Below are 15,347 nucleotides of genomic sequence, written 5' to 3'. Positions count from 1 at the left end.
GATCACCATGCCGCGGCGCGGGCCGCTGCTGGTCGAGGGACCGGTGGAGATCGAGCTGGAGGACGGCACCACGGTGTCGTCGGACCGTTTCCGTGTCGCTCTGTGCACATGCCGGCGCAGTCGCAGGTTTCCGTGGTGTGACACGAGTCATCGCCGCAAGGCCTGAACGCCGTTGAAACCGTAGGTTTTTCGCCGCTCCCCGGAAGGCCCCCCACGGGCCTGCCCGGGGAGCGGCTGTGTGCCCGGAGACCGACGGATGGCCCCACTCCGCCCGTCGGCTCCGGCGCGAGATCGCAGGTTCCCCACTCCCGGGGCCGCACTCCCCAGTTACGGTCCTGATCCGGTGTGTCGGGGAACCGCGCGATCCCGGTCCTAGAACGCGAAGACGCTGCCGGTGGCCGCGTCCTTCACGCAGTTGTTGCCGAAGGTCCGCTCGTAGGAGACGCGCTTGCCCTGCCAGACGCCCTGGACCGTGACGACCACCGGGTCGTAGACCTTGGTGCAGAACGCGTCCGCGTCGCCCTTGAGGGCGTCGAAGTCACCGGCGGCGCCGCGCAGTTCGGCACAGGCCTGAGCCGCGGCGGGGTGCGTGCCGGAGGCGCCGGGGGCGCAGACGAGGGTGACGGCGCGCTCCGGGGTCGCCGTGGCCGCGCCGCTGCCGTGGCCGGTGGTGAGCACCAGGGCCGACGGGGCGTAGAGCGACGACGGGGCGGCGTCCGGTGCAGCGACGGCGGCCCCGGTCAGGGGTCCGCCGACGGCGGCGGCCGTGAGGCCGAGGGCCGCTGCCCAGCGCGCGGTGGTACGCATTGTGTGCTTCCTTCCGCTCGAACATCGGGGGTGCCGGCCGGGGTCCGGTCGGGCACCGGGCGGCGAGCGCCACTCTGCCGAGTCCACCGGCGAAACTCACATCGCACCCATGGGTTTCAGTAACCTTCGGTGTTCAATCAGTGGCGTGAAGTTACGGAATTCGAACACGTCGACCGCGGAACTGAGCGGTTCTTGATCGGTGGAACCGGCCGGATGGCCGAAAAACACCTCTTCGTTAATCGGCCTGAAACATTCCGACTTTGCTCGCAGCGAACCCCTTCGTGACGCCTTGTGTTCATGAAACCGACGGCGTAAGCCTGATTACATGATTACAGCAGAGCAGAGAGACGAACTGCGCGGCTGGTTCGCCGGCCGGCTGCCCGACGATCTCTTCACCGAACTGGTGGAGGTGACCGCGGACCGCGAGGAGATCACCGTGACCGGGCGCGTTCCCGAACCACGGCTCACCGACGACGCTCCGGCCGCCGAGCGGCACGCCGCCCTGCGTTCCCGGATCCAGGAGTTCCGGGAGCGTACCCGCGAGGCAAGGATGGAGGTGGCCCGCGAGGCGGAGCATCTTTTCGGCCGCAAGGTGTCCTGGGGCGTGGTGTGCGGCACGGAACAGGCACTGTTCACCCATGTGGCCGCGCCCGTGATGACCCGGCTGCGCCAGCCCGAGCGACAGGTGCTGGACACCCTCATCGCCGCCGGCGTCGCCCGCAGCCGCAGTGACGCCCTCGCCTGGTGCGTGCGCCTGGTCCGGCGCCACACCGACGACTGGCTGACCGAGCTGCGCGAGTCCCTGGAACACGTCCAGCGGGTGCGGGCGCAGGGCCCGGACGCCGACGAGGCGGCCGACTCCCCCACCGACGAGGGCGGGGACGGCGACAAGGACGGATGACCGCGCCGCGCGGCCCGTGGCGCACGCGCGGCAGGTCGGCTCGTTCCCGTCGCCGCCGGCCGCCCCTGTGACCGTCGTTCACGGGTGAGACCCCCGTTCGCGCCGCCCCACCCCCGTCCGGGACGGCGCGGCCGCCGCCCGTGAGGGCGCCTGCCGACCTGCTGCTACCCGCCAGTATCGTCGGGCTGCACGCGTACTCAGCGACGAGAGGCGGGACGGCCGGATGGCGAAGCACTGGGCTGACTTCCAGTACGAGATCTATCTGAACGGCATGACGGGCTCCGTGCCCCGGCTGCCCACCGATCTGACCCGGCTCGAGGAGCTCGCCGAACACCGGCTCGGCCCCGGCCCGGTGGGCTACGTGGCGGGGTGCGCGGGCGACGGCAGCACCGCCCGCGCCAACCGGTCCGCCCTGGCCCGGCACCGGATCGTGCCGCGCATGCTGCGGGACGTACGGGAGCGTGACCTGTCGACGGAGGTGCTGGGGCGGGCCCTGCCCGCGCCGCTGGCCCTGGCCCCCGTAGGGGTGCTGTCGATCATGCATCCGGACGCGGAGTCCGCCGCCGCCCGGGCCGCGGCCGCGCAGGGCGTGCCGTACATCCTGTCGTCGGCGTCCAGCACACCCCTGGAGCAGGTCGCGGAGGCGATGGGGGACGCCGAGCGCTGGTTCCAGCTGTACTGGGGCAAGGACCGGGAGGTGACCCGCAGCTTCCTGGGCCGGGCGAAGGCGGCCGGGTTCACGGTCCTGGTCGTCACGCTGGACACCCCCCTGCTGTCCTGGCGCCCCCGCGACCTGGACCAGGCGTACCTGCCGTTCCTGCACGGGGTCGGGACCGCCAACTACTTCACCGACCCCGCCTTCGGGGCCGGGCTGACCAAGCCGGTGCACGAGGACCCCCAAGCGGCCGTGCTGCACTTCCTCGGCCTGTTCGGGGACCCGGGGCACACCTGGCCGGACCTGGCGTTCCTGCGGGAGCACTGGGACGGCCCGATCGTGCTGAAGGGCGTCCTGCACCCGGACGACGCCCGGCTCGCCGCGGACGCGGGCGTGGACGGCGTGGTGGTCTCCAACCACGGGGGCGGCAGGTGGCCGGCTCGGTCGCGGCGGCCGACGCGCTGCCCCGGGTCGCGGACGCGGTCGGCGACCGGCTGACGGTGCTCTTCGACAGCGGGGTGCGCACCGGCGACGACGCGTTCAAGGCCCTGGCCCTCGGCGCCCGGGCGGTGCTGCTGGGCCGCCCCTACGTCTACGGGCTCGGACTGGACGGACAGGCCGGGGTCGAGCACGTCGTCCGGTGCCTGCTGGCCGAGCTGGACCTGACGCTCGCCCTGTCCGGGCACACCGGTCCCGGCACGGTGGGCGCCGGCGATCTCGTCACGGACCCCGCCTGAGCACGCCGTGTCCGGGGCCGGGCCCGCCGGCCCCGGACACGGCGGCCCCGGACACGGCGGCCCGTCAGGTGTCCTTCCCGGTGTCCTCCGCCGGCCGGGCGGCCGGTCCGTCGGAGCCGGCGATCGACAGTGAACCAGGGCTCCGCGTCGGCGAGTCGGACTGCCAGCGCTGTCCGGCGGACCGGTCGCGGATCTTGACCACGACGTCGGACCCGGGTTCCCCACCGGCGGTGGCGAGTGCCACGGTCCGGTCCCAGCGGGGCAGCAACTCGCCCCGCACCGTGAGGTCGTAGCGCACGTCGTCGGCCCGCTTCGAGCCGGCCCCGGCGCAGCTGCCCAGGGTCACCACACCGGCGTCGGCGTGCGAGTCCAGGCACAGTCCGGTGGCGGCCGCGCTGCGCAACTGCCCGTCGGCGTCATACGTCCACTGCTGGCCGGCCGTCGTGGAGCAGACGGCGAGCACCGCGGCGGCACCGGACTCGGGCGTGCCCCGGACGTCCAGGCACAGGCCCGCTGCCGCGTTGCGCAGTCTGCCGGGGCGGCCCGTGGCGGGCAGACCTGCGGTGTCCGGCGCGGTGCCGGAGGCGCGCGGGGCCGGGCGTCGGTGCCGGGCACGGCACTCGTGGAGGCGACCGGACCGGTACCGGAGCCGCCGTCCGGCCATACGCCCAGGACGACGACGGTGGCCAGCAGCACGACGGAGGCCACGCCGACGCCGGTGAGCAGGGTCCGCGTGGACCCGAGGGCGGCGGTGCCGGTGCCGCCCGGCGCCGACGCCGTCCGGGCGAACGGCCCGGGGTGCCGCGCCGTCGGCCGCGCGCCCCCGTGCCGCGCGACCGCGGCTCCGGCTCGCCGCCCTCGCGGGCCCGGGCGCGCGAGGAGGCGGTCCGGAACAGTCCGGGCTTCCCGCCGCCGCGCCGGCGTCCGCCCGGGCCCCGGGAGCCGCCGCGGGCGGGGCCGGGCCGGCGGCCGGGACGGCAGTCGAGGTAGCGGCGGGCACCCCAGCCGAGGACGGCTTCGGCGAGCAGCACCCCCAAGGCGGCCTCGGTGCTGCCGAGTTGCTCGGCGGCATGCCGGCAGTAGACACAGGCCGCCAGGTGCTCCTGGACGTCGGGCAGCAGGTTTCCGCCCCGCCGTATCGGTACGTCGAGCAGGCGGTTGTAGTAACGGCACTCCGTGCCGGGAGCGAGTTCCCGGTGCGCGCGCACCAGGCCTTCCCGGAATTTCTCGCGAGCCTGTTCGAGTGCGATCGCCGCGCTCTCGGTGTCGATGCCGAGCAGTTCGGCGGGAGCGTTTATCGGCTCGGCCTCGACCTCGGTGTGCCACAGCAACGTCTGTTCCAGCCGGGGAAGTCCGAGGAAGGCGCGGTCGGAGAGCGCGCGGTTTTCCGGTATCAGGGTCTTCGCGTTGCGCATACCGCGGCCACCGGCGGGTTTTCCGAGTCCGGGCAGTACGGCGGTGATCCGGTCCGTGGAGGACCAGTTGAGGACCGTGTCCCGCACTGCCACGAGCAGGCGGGGACGGAGCGCCTCGCCGGGTTCGCCGAGGGCGAGCCGGCCGAGGACCTGGTGGAAGGCGGTGGCGGTGGCCATGTGGGCGAGGGGCCCGGGAGCGGCCAGGCATATCACCGCGTAGTCGTGTGCGGGCTGCCAGTGCCGGGACATCAGGAGGGCGGTGGACCGGGAGGCCTCCGCGTCGGAGCCGGCGCGCAGCGGGCCGGCGAGGGACTCGTCGGATTCCCCCGGTTCTCCGCCGGGGGGCGGATAGGGGGACGAGGGGGTGGGGGTGGGCACGGAGCGGATTCCTTTGGTGCGTGGTGCGTAGGTGCGAGCCTCTGGGTGCGCGCGGGGAACGGGAATTCACCGGCGCTCGGCCGGCCGGTTCCGCAACTGCCGAAAGAACCCTGGACTATGCCCCCCGCACGGGCGCTGCAACCCTTGCACAACTTCCACACGGGCAACAAGGCGCCCGTAGGACATCGGCCTTGTTGAAAGAAAGTCAGAAATACTCGGTCCGGGCCTGGTCGGGTGACGCGGCCTTTCGTATTCCCATGCGCCCCGTGTGAAGCGTGCGCACGCGCCGGTGGGACGCGCACGCTCCCGGGTCCGCGGGAGCGGTAGTGGACTGGGTATCGGCCCTCTCGGAAGGCCCCGCTCGGGACGGCGGCTCTCCCGCGCGCGACCGGCCGCCGGCCCTGTTCCTCCCGCCCTCGGCCGGCGGCCCCGGCGGCTTCCCCGCCGGCCGTGGACCGGCTCACCCGGGAACGGGTCCGGCCGGCCGGACCCACCCCCGCGGCCACGGCCCGCACCATCCGGGCCCGGCCCCGCGCGTGGGACCCAGCTCCCTTGAGTTCGGGCCGGATCGGCTGGGTTCGGTCGTTGATCCGGGGTCGGGTCGAGACTCACCGGATCCGGCCCGAGAACGCCGGGCGGAGCCCCGCGGCTCAGATCTGCCAGGACCGCAGTCGGTCCGCCGCCCCGTACACGTCGGTCTTGCCGGAGATCAGGTCGCGGGCCAGGTCCACGAGGGCGCCGTAGGGCGGATCGATGCCGGCCCCGCTGACGAACATGTACGCCACCGCCGTCGAGCAGGCGAAGCGGGCGTTGGCCGCGGGCAGCGGCTTGAGCACGGCGAGGGTGTGCAGCAGGGCGGCGGCACGCCAGGCGGCGTCGGAGTCGACGCCCAGCCGCGGCGGGTCCACGCGGTGCCGGGCCACGGCGGCGACCAGCGCGGAGAAGTCGTCCACGGCGGGCTGGTCGGGCAGGACCTCTTCGTGCCGCTGGAGCAGCCAGGGGACGTCGATGTGGAGGACGGAGGGCATCGCTCAGGCGGCCTCGCCCTTGGCGGGGGGCTCGTCGTCGGGGAACGCGGCGGCGAACTCCTCCGCGTGGGCGGCGAAGAAGCGCCGGAAGGTCTCGGCGCCCTCCTGCAGGGCGCGGTGCCGGGCGATGTCGGCGGCGGCCGCCTCACGCACGAGGGCCTTCATCGACGTACCGCGCTCCTTGGCGATCTGCCGCAGGTCCTCTAGTTCCCGTTCGCTGAACTCCACGTTGAGAGCTGGCATGCCCCTCACGGTACCGCTCGGGTACTCACGCGTAAATATCCACAGGTCGGGGCGGTTGCCACGCGGTACCCGCGGCTGCTACAGGGCCGTGTCCGTTTTCCGCCGGTCACCGGCCCGGCCGCGCAGCAGACTCGACAGCACGCGAAGGCCGCACGCACAGGCGGCACGGAGGTATCCGAGGGAGCACCCATGCATAGGCGCACCGTTCACACCGTCCACCCGAGCCCGCTCGGCGATCTGCTGCTGACCGCCTGCGCCGGGCCCGGTGGCCACGCCGTCTCCTCGCTGTCCCTGCCCGGCGGGCCCGGGACGCCGGCCCTGCGTCAGGAGGACCGCGACGACCGGCCGTTCACCGAGGCGCACCGCCAACTGGAGGGGTACTTCGCGGGCCGCCGGACCCGCTTCGACCTGCCGCTCTCCGCACCGGGCAGCGCGTTCCGGCAGCGGGTGTGGCAAGCCCTGGACGAGATCCCGTACGGCACCACGACCACGTACGGCGAACTGGCGGCCCGGCTGGGCGTGCCCCGCTCCGAGATGCGCGCGGTCGGCCGGGCCCTCGGCGCGAACCCGCACCTGCTGCTCCGCCCCTGCCACCGGGTGATCGGCGCGGACGGGTCGATGCGCGGGTACGCCGGCGGGGTGGAGAACAAGGTGTGGCTGCTCACCCACGAGGGCGCCCTGCAGCCGGCCCTGCTGTGAATCCTGGAGGAGGAGTGACGATGACCTTCACCCTGGCCGAGGCCCGCCGCCGGGTCGCCCGCACCGACTGGCCCGCGCTGTCGGCCGGGCTGGACGAGCTCGGCAGCGCCGCCACCGGCCCGCTGCTGACCGCCGCCGAGTGCGCCGGCCTGGCCGCTCTCCACGAGAAGCCGGAACTGTTCCGGACCACGGTCGACCTGGCCCGGCACCGGTTCGGATCCGGCGAGTACCGCTACTTCACCCATGACCTGCCCGCTCCCGTGGCCGCGCTGCGCGCCGCGCTCTACCCCCGGCTGCTGCCGGTCGCCCGGGACTGGTCGGCCCGCCTGGGCCGGGAGGCCCCCTGGCCCGACTCGCTCAATGACTGGCTGGAGCGCTGTCACTCCGCCGGCCAGGACCGGTCGGCGCAGATCCTGCTCAGCTACGGACCGGGCGACTGGAACGCCCTGCACCGCGACGTCTTCGGCGAACTCCTTTTCCCGCTCCAGGTGGTGATCGCCCTGGACGAGTACGGCACCGACTACACCGGAGGCGAGTTCCTGATGGTGGAACAGCGGCCGCGCGCCCAGTCCCGGGGTACGGCGACCGTCCTGCGGCAGGGACACGGCCTGGTGTTCACCACCCGGGACCACCCCGTGCGCACGCGCCGCGGCTGGTCGGCCGGGGCGATGCGGCACGGGGTGAGCACCGTGCGGTCCGGGCGGCGGCGCACGCTGGGGCTGGTGTTCCACGACGCCGCCTGACCGGGGGCACGCGGAGGGAAGCCGGGGGCGCGCGGACGCGTGAAGCCGGGGGACGGCACGCGGGAGCGAGGGCCGGGGCGCGCGAACCCGGGAAGCCGGGGGCGGCACGCGGGAACGAGGGCCGGAGGCGGCACGCGAACGGGAAGCCGGGGGCGCGCAAAACGGAAGCCAGGGGGGCGGCACGCGGGAACGAGGGCCGGAGGCGGCACGCGGGGGCGAGGGCCGGGGGCGCGCGGATGCGGGAAACCACAGGACGGCACGCGGAGTGAAGGCCCGGGGGCGGCACGCAGACGGAAAGCCAGGGGGCACGCGGGCAGGAAGCCGGGGGCGCGCGGATGCGGGAAACCACAGGACGGCACGCGGAGTGAAGGCCCGGGGGCGGCACAGAGACGGGAAGCCGAGGGCGCGCAAAACGGAAGCCAGGGGGGCGGCACGCGGGAACGAGGGCCGGAGGCGGCACGCGGGAACGAGGGCCGGAGGCGGCACGCGGGAACGAGGGCCGGAGGCGGCACGCGGGAACGAGGGCCGGGGACGGCACGCGGGCAGGAAGCCGGGGGCGCGCGGATGCGGGAAGCCAGGGGACGGCACGCGGAGTGAAGGCCGGGGACGGCACGCGGGCAGGAAGCCGGGGGCGCGCGGATGCGGGAAGCCAGGGGACGGCACGCGGAGTGAAGGCCGGGGACGGCACGCGGACGGGACGGCGGGGACGCGCGGGCGGGAAGCCGGGGGCCTCCCGTCCGCCCCGGCGGGCCGGTCGGACGTCGGGCCGGCTGATGCGCGCGGCGCCCCCGTCCTCGCCCGGGTGGGCGCCCGTGGGGGCCGGGCGGAGCCGCGAGCGGCGATTCCGACGTCGTGCCTCGCGCGATCGTCACGGGTCCGGACCCGACCGAGCGCCTTCGCCGGAGGACCGGCCGAAATCACCCCTTGACCTTGTTCGACCCATCGACCGCAGAGCCGGGGGTCGCGGTCCGCGGGCGGGTGGGAAGCACTACGCTGGAACCCAAGTGGTGCCACCTGTTCACTGTGAGTGTGCGCTTGGGAGCGGCGACGATGAGCCGGGTCTATCCGTTCGACGAGGCGGCGACGGCCCGGGCTGTCATCGATGAGGACGGAACCCTGCTGGAGTGGAACGAGGGCGCGCGGCGCCTCCTCGGCCACCCGGCGGACACCGTCGTGGGCCGTCCCGCCGCGGATCTGCTGGCCGGCGACCGTCCACCGGCCCTCCCGGCCGGCGTCCGCTGGGAGGGAACGGTCGGTCTGCGCCACCGCGACGGCCATACCGTCCCCGTGTGGCTGCTCGCCCACCGGCGGCCCGCGCACGACGACCACCGCGGCGACTGGCTGGTGGTCAGCCCGCTCACCGGCGACCGGCCGCCCGCCACGGACGATCCGCTCGCCGCGGCCGACCTGATCCAGTCACCGTGCGCGCTCGCCGTGTACGACGACGAGCTGCGGCTGCGCCGGATGAACGAGGCGATGGCCTCCGTCATGAACCTGCCCGAGGAGCGGGTCCGCGGCCTGCGGCTCGCGGAGATCGGGGGCAAGCCGCAGAGCGAGGAACTGGAACTGGGCATGCTCCGGGTGCTGACCTCGGGCCGGCCGTTGGACATGCAGGCCTTCCTGCGTACCGGCGGCGGGGACCACGCACGCGCCTGGCTCGCCCGGATGGCCCCGGTCACGGACGCGGAGGGCCGGGTGCGGGGCGTGTCCATGGCCGCGCACGACGTCACCGACAACTACCGGGCCCGCCAACGGCTGCAACTGGTGAACGAGGCGAGCGTGCGCATCGGAACCACGCTCGACGTCACCCGCACGGCGCAGGAGCTCGCCGACCTGTGCGTGCCCGCGCTGGCCGACTTCGTCACCGTCGACCTGCTGGACCCCGAGGACTACGGCGGGGAGCCGCCCGCACGCATCACGGCTCCGGTGAGCCTGCGCCGTACCGCCCACCAGTCGGTGCTGCGCGGCATCCCCGAGTCGGTGATCGAACCGGGCGAGGCGGAGGCGTACCCGGCCCTGTCCCCGCAGGCCGACTCGCTGACCGCGGGCCGCACGATGACCACGTCGGTCGCCGCGGGTGACATGGACCAGTGGCTGAGCTGGCACCCGGCGCGCGCCGAGCGGGTGCGGACACTCGGCATCCACTCGTCGATGTCCGTGCCGATCCAGGCACGCGGGCTGACCCTGGGGGTGGCGGTCCTCACCCGGCACCTGCGCCCGGACACGTTCAGCGCCGACGACGTGCTGCTGGCCGAGGAGATCACCGCGCGCGCCGCCGTCTGCATCGACAACGCCCGCCGCTACTCGCGGGAGCGGGAGACCGCCCTCGCGCTCCAGCGCAGTCTCCTCCCCCGCACCCTCCCGCGCACGGCCGCGCTGGAGGCGTCCTCCCGCTATCTGCCGGCCGCGCGCGCCGGGGTGGGCGGGGACTGGTTCGACGTGATCCCACTGTCCGGGATGCGCGTGGCCATGGTCGTCGGGGACGTCGTCGGGCACGGCATCCAGGCCTCCGCCACCATGGGCCGGCTGCGCACCGCCGTGCGCACCCTGGCGGACATCGACCTGGCCCCGGACGAACTGCTGACCCACCTGGACGATCTCGTGCTGCGGCTGTCGGAGGAGTCCGGTGTCGAGGGCAGCCCCGGGGAGGTCGGCGCGACCTGCCTGTACGCCGTCTACGACCCGGTGTCGCGGTGCTGCACCCTGGCCCGCGCCGGGCATCCGCCACCGGTGCTGCTCCGGCCGGGCGGCCTGCCGGAGCAGCTCGACCTGCCGGCCGGGCCCCCGCTGGGCCTGGGCGGGCTGCCGTTCGAGTCCGCCGAGCTGGAACTGCCCGAGGGCACGGTCCTCGCCCTGTACACGGACGGTCTGGTGCTGTCCCGGGACCGGGACGGCGACAGCGGCCGTGAGCGGCTGTACGAGGCCCTCGCACGGCACACCGACTCCCTGGACCAGACCTGCGACCACGTGCTGCACTGCCTGCTGCCGCCGGGCGGCGCCGCCGACGACGTGGCACTGCTGCTGGCCCGCACCCAGGGGCTGCCGCCGTCGCAGGTGATGACCTGGGACATCCCGGCCGACCCGGCGCTGGTCGCGCCGATCCGCAAGCAGGTCGTGGACCAGCTGGACACCTGGGGGCTGAGCGAGGCCGCGTTCACGGCGGAGCTGGTGGTATCGGAGCTGGTCACCAACGCCATCCGGTACGGCTCGCCCCCGATCCGGCTGCGGCTGATCCACGACGCCGCCACGCTGATCTGCGAGGTCTCCGACAGCAGCCACACCGCCCCGCATCTGCGCCGGGCGAAGATCTTCGACGAGGGCGGCCGGGGTCTGCTGCTGGTCGCCCAGCTCACCCAGCGGTGGGGCAGCCGGCACACCGCCGACGGCAAGACGATCTGGGCCGAACTACCCCTGTACGAAGAGGACTTCTAGCGCTCGCGGAAGCGTCGGCGGGGGTCAGGTCGCCGACAGCCAGGGCCGTACCTGCTTGCGTGCCTCGTGCAGGCGGGACTTGAGGGTGCCGAGCGGGATGCCTACGCGCTCGGCGACCTCGGCGTAGTCCAGCTGGCAGATGTCCCGGTAGACCAGCGGCGCCACCAGGTGCGGATGCTCCCGCTCCAGGCGGTCCAGCGCCTCCAGCAGGTCCACCCGGGAGCCGGCGATGACGCTGGTGGTGCGGGGGTCGACGGCGTGCGAGGGCTCGATGGCGGCGGGCTGTTCGGCGGCCCGCCGCTTCAGCTCGCGGTACTTCTGCCGGCAGCAGTTAGCGACCACGGTGTACAGCCAGGTGCCGAAGCGGCTGCGGCCCTCGAAGGCGGTGAGATGCCGGGCCACCTGGAGCAGCACGTCCTGGGCGGCCTCCTCGGCGTCCTCCCGGCACGGCAGGAAGCGCGCGCAGCGGCGCACGACCTCGGGCCGGATCTCGGTGAGCAGCCGGTCCAGGGCTGCGCTGTCGCCCGCGGCGGCCCGCCGGGCGAGGTCCTCCATGGGCGCCTGGTCCTGCACCGAAGGGTCCCCCTCCAAGTCGATCTCAGGGCAGGCATGATAGTCGTATGCACTCCCTGGAGCGGATCGGCCGCTACCGCCTCGAACGGCCGCTGGGCACCGGCGCCTTCGCCACGGTGTGGCTCGCCCACGATCCCGAGCTGCAGGCCCCGGTCGCCGTGAAGGTCCTCGCCGAGAACTGGGCGCACCGGCTCGACATCAGGGAGCGGTTCCTGTCCGAGGCGCGGCTGCTGCGGCGGGCCGGTTCGAACCGGGTGGTGCAGGTCTACGACATCGGTGAACTCCCCGACGGCCGACCGTACTTCGTGATGGAGTACGCCGACGGCGGCACCCTGGCCGATCTGCTGCGCGACGGTCCGCTGCCGGTGCCGGACGCGCTGGCGCTGACGGCCGAGGCCGCGCGCAGCGCCGCCGCGCTGCACGAGGCGGGCATCGTGCACCGGGACATCAAACCGACCAACGTGCTGCTGCACACCGCCCCGGACGGCACCAGGCGGGTGCTGCTGGCCGACCTGGGCCTCGCGAAGAGCCTCGCGCAGGCCTCCGTCCTGACCCTGGCGGCGGGTTCGGCGGGCTACCAGCCGCCGGAGCAGGCCGAGCCCGGCGAGGGCATCGACGAGCGGGCCGACGTCTACAGCCTGGGTGCGGTGGGCTACGAACTGGTCACCGGGAGGGTGCCGGGGCCGCCCGGGAAGGTGGTGCCGCCCCGGCGGCTGCGGCCGGACCTCGGCGAGGACGTGGAGCGGGCGCTGTCGCGGGCGCTGGAGCCCGACCGGGAGCGACGCTGGCCGGGTGCGCAGGCGTTCGCGCACGAGCTGGACGGGCTGGCGGCGGGCCGGCCCGCGGCGGGGCCGCGCGGCGGCTGGACGGGGTGCGCGGCCGGCTGAACGCCGTGACGCTGGCGGTGGCCGCGGTCCTCGCGGCCACCGCCGCCGCGGTGGCCGTCACCGTGGTCGTCCAGCGGGACGACGGCGCGCCGGACGGGGTGCGGATCACGGACGCCACCGGCCGGCTCGCCGTCGAGGTGCCCGCCGGCTGGGGCCGGGAGTTGCGCGACTCCGGCTGGGACCCGCGCGCGCTCGGCCTGACGGCGGGGCACCAGCCGGGTCTGGTGGTGGCCGACGACCTGTCGCGCTGGCCGGATCTGACGGCGGCCGTCGACGGCGTGTTCGTCGGGGTGAGCCCACACGGCGACGTGGCCGCCGAGGTGAAGGCCCTCCAGCACACCGGCTGCCGCTACTCCGGCAGCCACACCTTCGCCGACGCCGACTGGCACGGGCCGGTGCGGGTCTGGAGCGGCTGCCCGGACGGCGGTTCGGTCACGGAGTCCGCGCTGTCCCCGGCGGGCGGCGGTGCGCGGCCGCAGGTGTACGTGCAGGTGCGGCAGCGGGGTGCCGGGGACGCCACCGACGGCATACTCCGTTCGCTGCGGGTGTCCTGAAAGACGCGGATGGACGGTCAAGTCGGGGAAAAGATCCCTGCGTGTCCCGAACTTTTCCCGCGTCCGGCGCATCGGATTGTCATGACGGCGCATCCGGCGCCGCGGGCACGCGGTGCGCCGCGCGCCCCGAACAACCAGGAGTGTTGAGCGACATGGTGTACACCCCCCGGTCCACGCGGCACGGGGCCCTGCTCGTGGGCACGGTCGCCGTGCTGGGCCTCCTGACCGCCTGCGGCAACGGCAAGGACGTCCACAGTGCCCCGCCCGTCACGGCGTCCGGTACGGCCGCGCCCGCGACGGACGCCTCGAAGAGTCCGGCCTCGGCGACGTCCGGCACGTCCGCCGCGGCCTCCACGCCCACCGGCTCCCCGGTCTCGCCGTCGGCCCCGGCGACGACCGCGTCCCCGGGCGGCGGGAAGACCACGGCGGCGGCGGGTTCCCGCTGCCACACCTCCGAACTGGGGGCCTCCGTCGGCCGCAACGACCCGGGCGCCGGCCAGGAGAACTTCCCGCTGGTCCTCACCAACAAGTCCGCGCGGACCTGCACCCTGCGCGGCTATCCCGGTGCGGCCTTCGTCAACGGCTCGGGCACCCAGCTGGGCCCCGACCCCCGCCGTGAGCCGGGCTCACCGGTGACGGTCACCCTCAAGCCGGGGCAGAGCGCCTGGGCCGGACTGACCTTCTCCAACCCGGAGATCAGCGGGGCGAAGACGGGCACGCCCACCTCGCTGCTCCTCACCCCGCCGGACGAGCTGGACCATCTGACGGTGGCCTGGTCGGGCGGACCCGTCCCGGTGTCCGGCAGCTCCTCGTCCGTCTCCCTCTCCGTCCTCGCCCCCGGCACCGGTCCCTGACCGGCGCCCCCGGCTCCCGGCGACCCCGCTGCCCGCTCCCGCGGCAGCGGGGTTCGTCATGAACGCGCCACAACTGTCACAGGACGGCAACAGGCGCCGAAAGCCGCGATCTTTCTCACGGACCCCGTCATCGAACCCCCCGACCGCACGAGGAACGGGCCCCGCACCGGGGCCCCGACGAGGAAACCGGGGAGACGATGAGCGGGATCTCACGCAGGCGGATGCTGACGGCGGGAGCGGCGGCGGGCGCCCTGGGCACACTGGCCGCCTGCTCCTCCGGCACCGGCCTCCGGGTCGGCGGCCCCGGGCCGGCGGACGGCAGGGGGACGGCCCAGGCCCGGCCGGTGAAGCCGATCGGGGACGGCTCCACCGCGGACACCGGCCCCCAGCCGCACCAGCCGGAGCCGGACCGGCTGCGCCCGGGCCGCAAGCCCCCGCAGTTCGTGGTGTTCTCCTGGGACGGCGCGGGCGAGGTGAGCAACAAGCTGTTCTCCCGGTTCCGCAAGGTGGCCGCCGACCACGGCGCGAAGATGACGTTCTTCCTCAGCGGCATCTACACCCTGCCCGAGTCCAAGAAGCACCTGTACCACCCGCCGCAGCACCCGGTCGGCGCCTCCGCGATCGGCTACCTCGCCGACCGGCACATCCACGCCACGCTCCAACAGGTGCGCGCCGCCTGGCTGGAGGGCCACGAGATCGGCACCCACTTCAACGGGCACTTCTGCGGGGCGACCGGCGTGCGCAACTGGTCCCCCGCCGAGTGGCGCAGCGAGATCGAGCAGGCGACGTCCTTCGTCACGCACTGGCGGACGAACACCGGCTTCACCGACCTGGAACCGCTCCCCTTCGACTACCGCAAGGAGCTGACCGGCGGCCGCACCCCCTGCCTGGAGGGGCAGGCCAACCTGCTGCCGACGGCCGCCGCGCTCGGCTGGAAGTACGACGCCAGCTCCTCCGGCGGCCTGCAGATCTGGCCGGCCAAGGTGCAGGGCGGGAAGGTGTGGGACTTCCCGCTGCAGTCCATACCGTTCTCCGGCCACTCCTTCCAGGTGCTGTCCATGGACTACAACATGATGTTCAACCAGTCGGGCGGGAACCCCCTCGGTGACCGCGCGCAGTACGACTCCTGGCGCGCGCAGGCCCGGGACACCTACCTGGCCGGCTTCCGCCGCGCCTACGAGGGCAACCGCGCCCCGTTCTTCGTCGGCAACCACTTCGAGCGCTGGAACGGCGGCATCTACATGGACGCCGTCGAGGAGGCGATCGGGCGGATGGCCGAGCACGACGACGTGCGGTTCGTGTCCTTCAAGCAGCTGGTGGCCTGGCTGGAGGCGCAGGATCCGGCGATGCTGCGCAAGCTGCGGACGCTCACGCCGGGCCAGGTCCCGACGGGCGGCTGGGAGGAGTTCCTGGGCGCGGCGGGCACCCGGTCGTCGTAGCC

General features: G+C 74.2%; 15 protein-coding genes and 1 pseudogene. 10 read left to right on the top strand and 6 right to left on the bottom strand.

All coding sequences use genetic code 11. The features are described from left to right. Positions 1-7 precede the first annotated feature (7 nt). Complete coding sequence (locus N8I86_RS33120) at positions 8-166, top strand: CDGSH iron-sulfur domain-containing protein (protein ID WP_371127846.1); 159 nt, start codon at positions 8-10, stop codon at positions 164-166. 206 nt (positions 167-372) lie between these two features. On the opposite strand, the gene N8I86_RS33115 is transcribed toward N8I86_RS33120, so the two are convergent. Next, positions 373-807 carry a protease inhibitor gene (locus N8I86_RS33115; RefSeq protein WP_073890971.1) on the bottom strand — a complete coding sequence of 145 codons (435 nt, stop codon included), beginning with the start codon at positions 805-807 and terminating at the stop codon, positions 373-375. Positions 808-1,132: 325 nt separating this feature from the next. Here N8I86_RS33115 and N8I86_RS33110 point away from each other — a divergent pair, with 325 nt between their 5' ends. Beyond that, positions 1,133-1,708 carry a hypothetical protein gene (locus N8I86_RS33110; RefSeq protein ID WP_123440586.1) on the top strand — a complete coding sequence of 192 codons (576 nt, stop codon included), beginning with the start codon at positions 1,133-1,135 and terminating at the stop codon, positions 1,706-1,708. Positions 1,709-1,931: 223 nt separating this feature from the next. Next, a pseudogene (locus N8I86_RS33105) lies at positions 1,932-3,100 on the top strand (lactate 2-monooxygenase). Between the two features lie 64 nt (positions 3,101-3,164). On the opposite strand, the gene N8I86_RS39110 reads toward N8I86_RS33105, so the two are convergent. The 4 genes from N8I86_RS39110 to N8I86_RS33090 form a co-directional block, all read right to left on the bottom strand. Then, a complete protein-coding gene (locus N8I86_RS39110) occupies positions 3,165-3,602 on the bottom strand; it encodes an RICIN domain-containing protein (protein ID WP_317633656.1) in 438 nt (145 codons plus the stop codon). Beyond that, positions 3,517-4,893 (bottom strand): hydrolase, encoded by a 1,377-nt coding sequence (locus tag N8I86_RS33100; protein WP_317633627.1) that lies wholly within the window; start codon positions 4,891-4,893, stop codon positions 3,517-3,519. The genes N8I86_RS39110 and N8I86_RS33100 overlap by 86 nt, the downstream gene beginning before the upstream one ends. Positions 4,894-5,543: 650 nt before the next feature. Continuing rightward, positions 5,544-5,921, bottom strand: a complete 378-nt coding sequence (locus N8I86_RS33095) for a toxin Doc (protein ID WP_123440583.1) — start codon at positions 5,919-5,921, stop codon at positions 5,544-5,546. A gap of 3 nt (positions 5,922-5,924) precedes the next feature. Further along, positions 5,925-6,164 (bottom strand): hypothetical protein, encoded by a 240-nt coding sequence (locus tag N8I86_RS33090; RefSeq protein ID WP_073890979.1) that lies wholly within the window; start codon positions 6,162-6,164, stop codon positions 5,925-5,927. 189 nt (positions 6,165-6,353) lie between these two features. Here N8I86_RS33090 and N8I86_RS33085 point away from each other — a divergent pair, with 189 nt between their 5' ends. The 3 genes from N8I86_RS33085 (at position 6,354) to N8I86_RS33075 (ending at position 11,038) form a co-directional block, all read left to right on the top strand. Beyond that, positions 6,354-6,863: a methylated-DNA--[protein]-cysteine S-methyltransferase gene (locus N8I86_RS33085; RefSeq protein ID WP_263279446.1), complete on the top strand. Its 510-nt coding sequence runs from the start codon at positions 6,354-6,356 to the stop codon at positions 6,861-6,863. A 20-nt stretch (positions 6,864-6,883) separates the two neighbouring features. Then, positions 6,884-7,606, top strand: coding sequence for a 2OG-Fe(II) oxygenase (locus tag N8I86_RS33080; RefSeq protein WP_263279445.1), 723 nt, complete (start codon positions 6,884-6,886; stop codon positions 7,604-7,606). 1,050 nt (positions 7,607-8,656) lie between these two features. Next, entirely contained in the window at positions 8,657-11,038 is a 2,382-nt protein-coding gene (locus N8I86_RS33075; protein WP_263279444.1) for a SpoIIE family protein phosphatase, read from the top strand. A gap of 24 nt (positions 11,039-11,062) precedes the next feature. On the opposite strand, the gene N8I86_RS33070 is transcribed toward N8I86_RS33075, so the two are convergent. Continuing rightward, positions 11,063-11,611 (bottom strand): RNA polymerase sigma factor, encoded by a 549-nt coding sequence (locus N8I86_RS33070; protein WP_073890984.1) that lies wholly within the window; start codon positions 11,609-11,611, stop codon positions 11,063-11,065. Between the two features lie 47 nt (positions 11,612-11,658). Here N8I86_RS33070 and N8I86_RS33065 point away from each other — a divergent pair, with 47 nt between their 5' ends. The 4 genes from N8I86_RS33065 (at position 11,659) to N8I86_RS33050 (ending at position 15,345) form a co-directional block, all read left to right on the top strand. Next, positions 11,659-12,498 (top strand): serine/threonine-protein kinase, encoded by an 840-nt coding sequence (locus N8I86_RS33065; RefSeq protein ID WP_263279443.1) that lies wholly within the window; start codon positions 11,659-11,661, stop codon positions 12,496-12,498. A 5-nt stretch (positions 12,499-12,503) separates the two neighbouring features. Next, positions 12,504-13,052: a hypothetical protein gene (locus N8I86_RS33060; protein WP_263279442.1), complete on the top strand. Its 549-nt coding sequence runs from the start codon at positions 12,504-12,506 to the stop codon at positions 13,050-13,052. A 152-nt stretch (positions 13,053-13,204) separates the two neighbouring features. Then, positions 13,205-13,906, top strand: coding sequence for a DUF4232 domain-containing protein (locus N8I86_RS33055; RefSeq protein ID WP_263279441.1), 702 nt, complete (start codon positions 13,205-13,207; stop codon positions 13,904-13,906). Between the two features lie 197 nt (positions 13,907-14,103). Continuing rightward, positions 14,104-15,345 carry a polysaccharide deacetylase family protein gene (locus N8I86_RS33050; protein WP_263279440.1) on the top strand — a complete coding sequence of 414 codons (1,242 nt, stop codon included), beginning with the start codon at positions 14,104-14,106 and terminating at the stop codon, positions 15,343-15,345. The last annotated feature ends 2 nt before the right edge of the window (positions 15,346-15,347 follow it).

The organism is Streptomyces albidicamelliae (assembly GCF_025642175.1).
Lineage (GTDB): Bacteria > Actinomycetota > Actinomycetes > Streptomycetales > Streptomycetaceae > Streptomyces > Streptomyces albidocamelliae.
The sequence above is the reverse complement of the archived record's forward strand: the minus strand, read 5'-3'. Positions and strand labels throughout refer to the sequence as shown.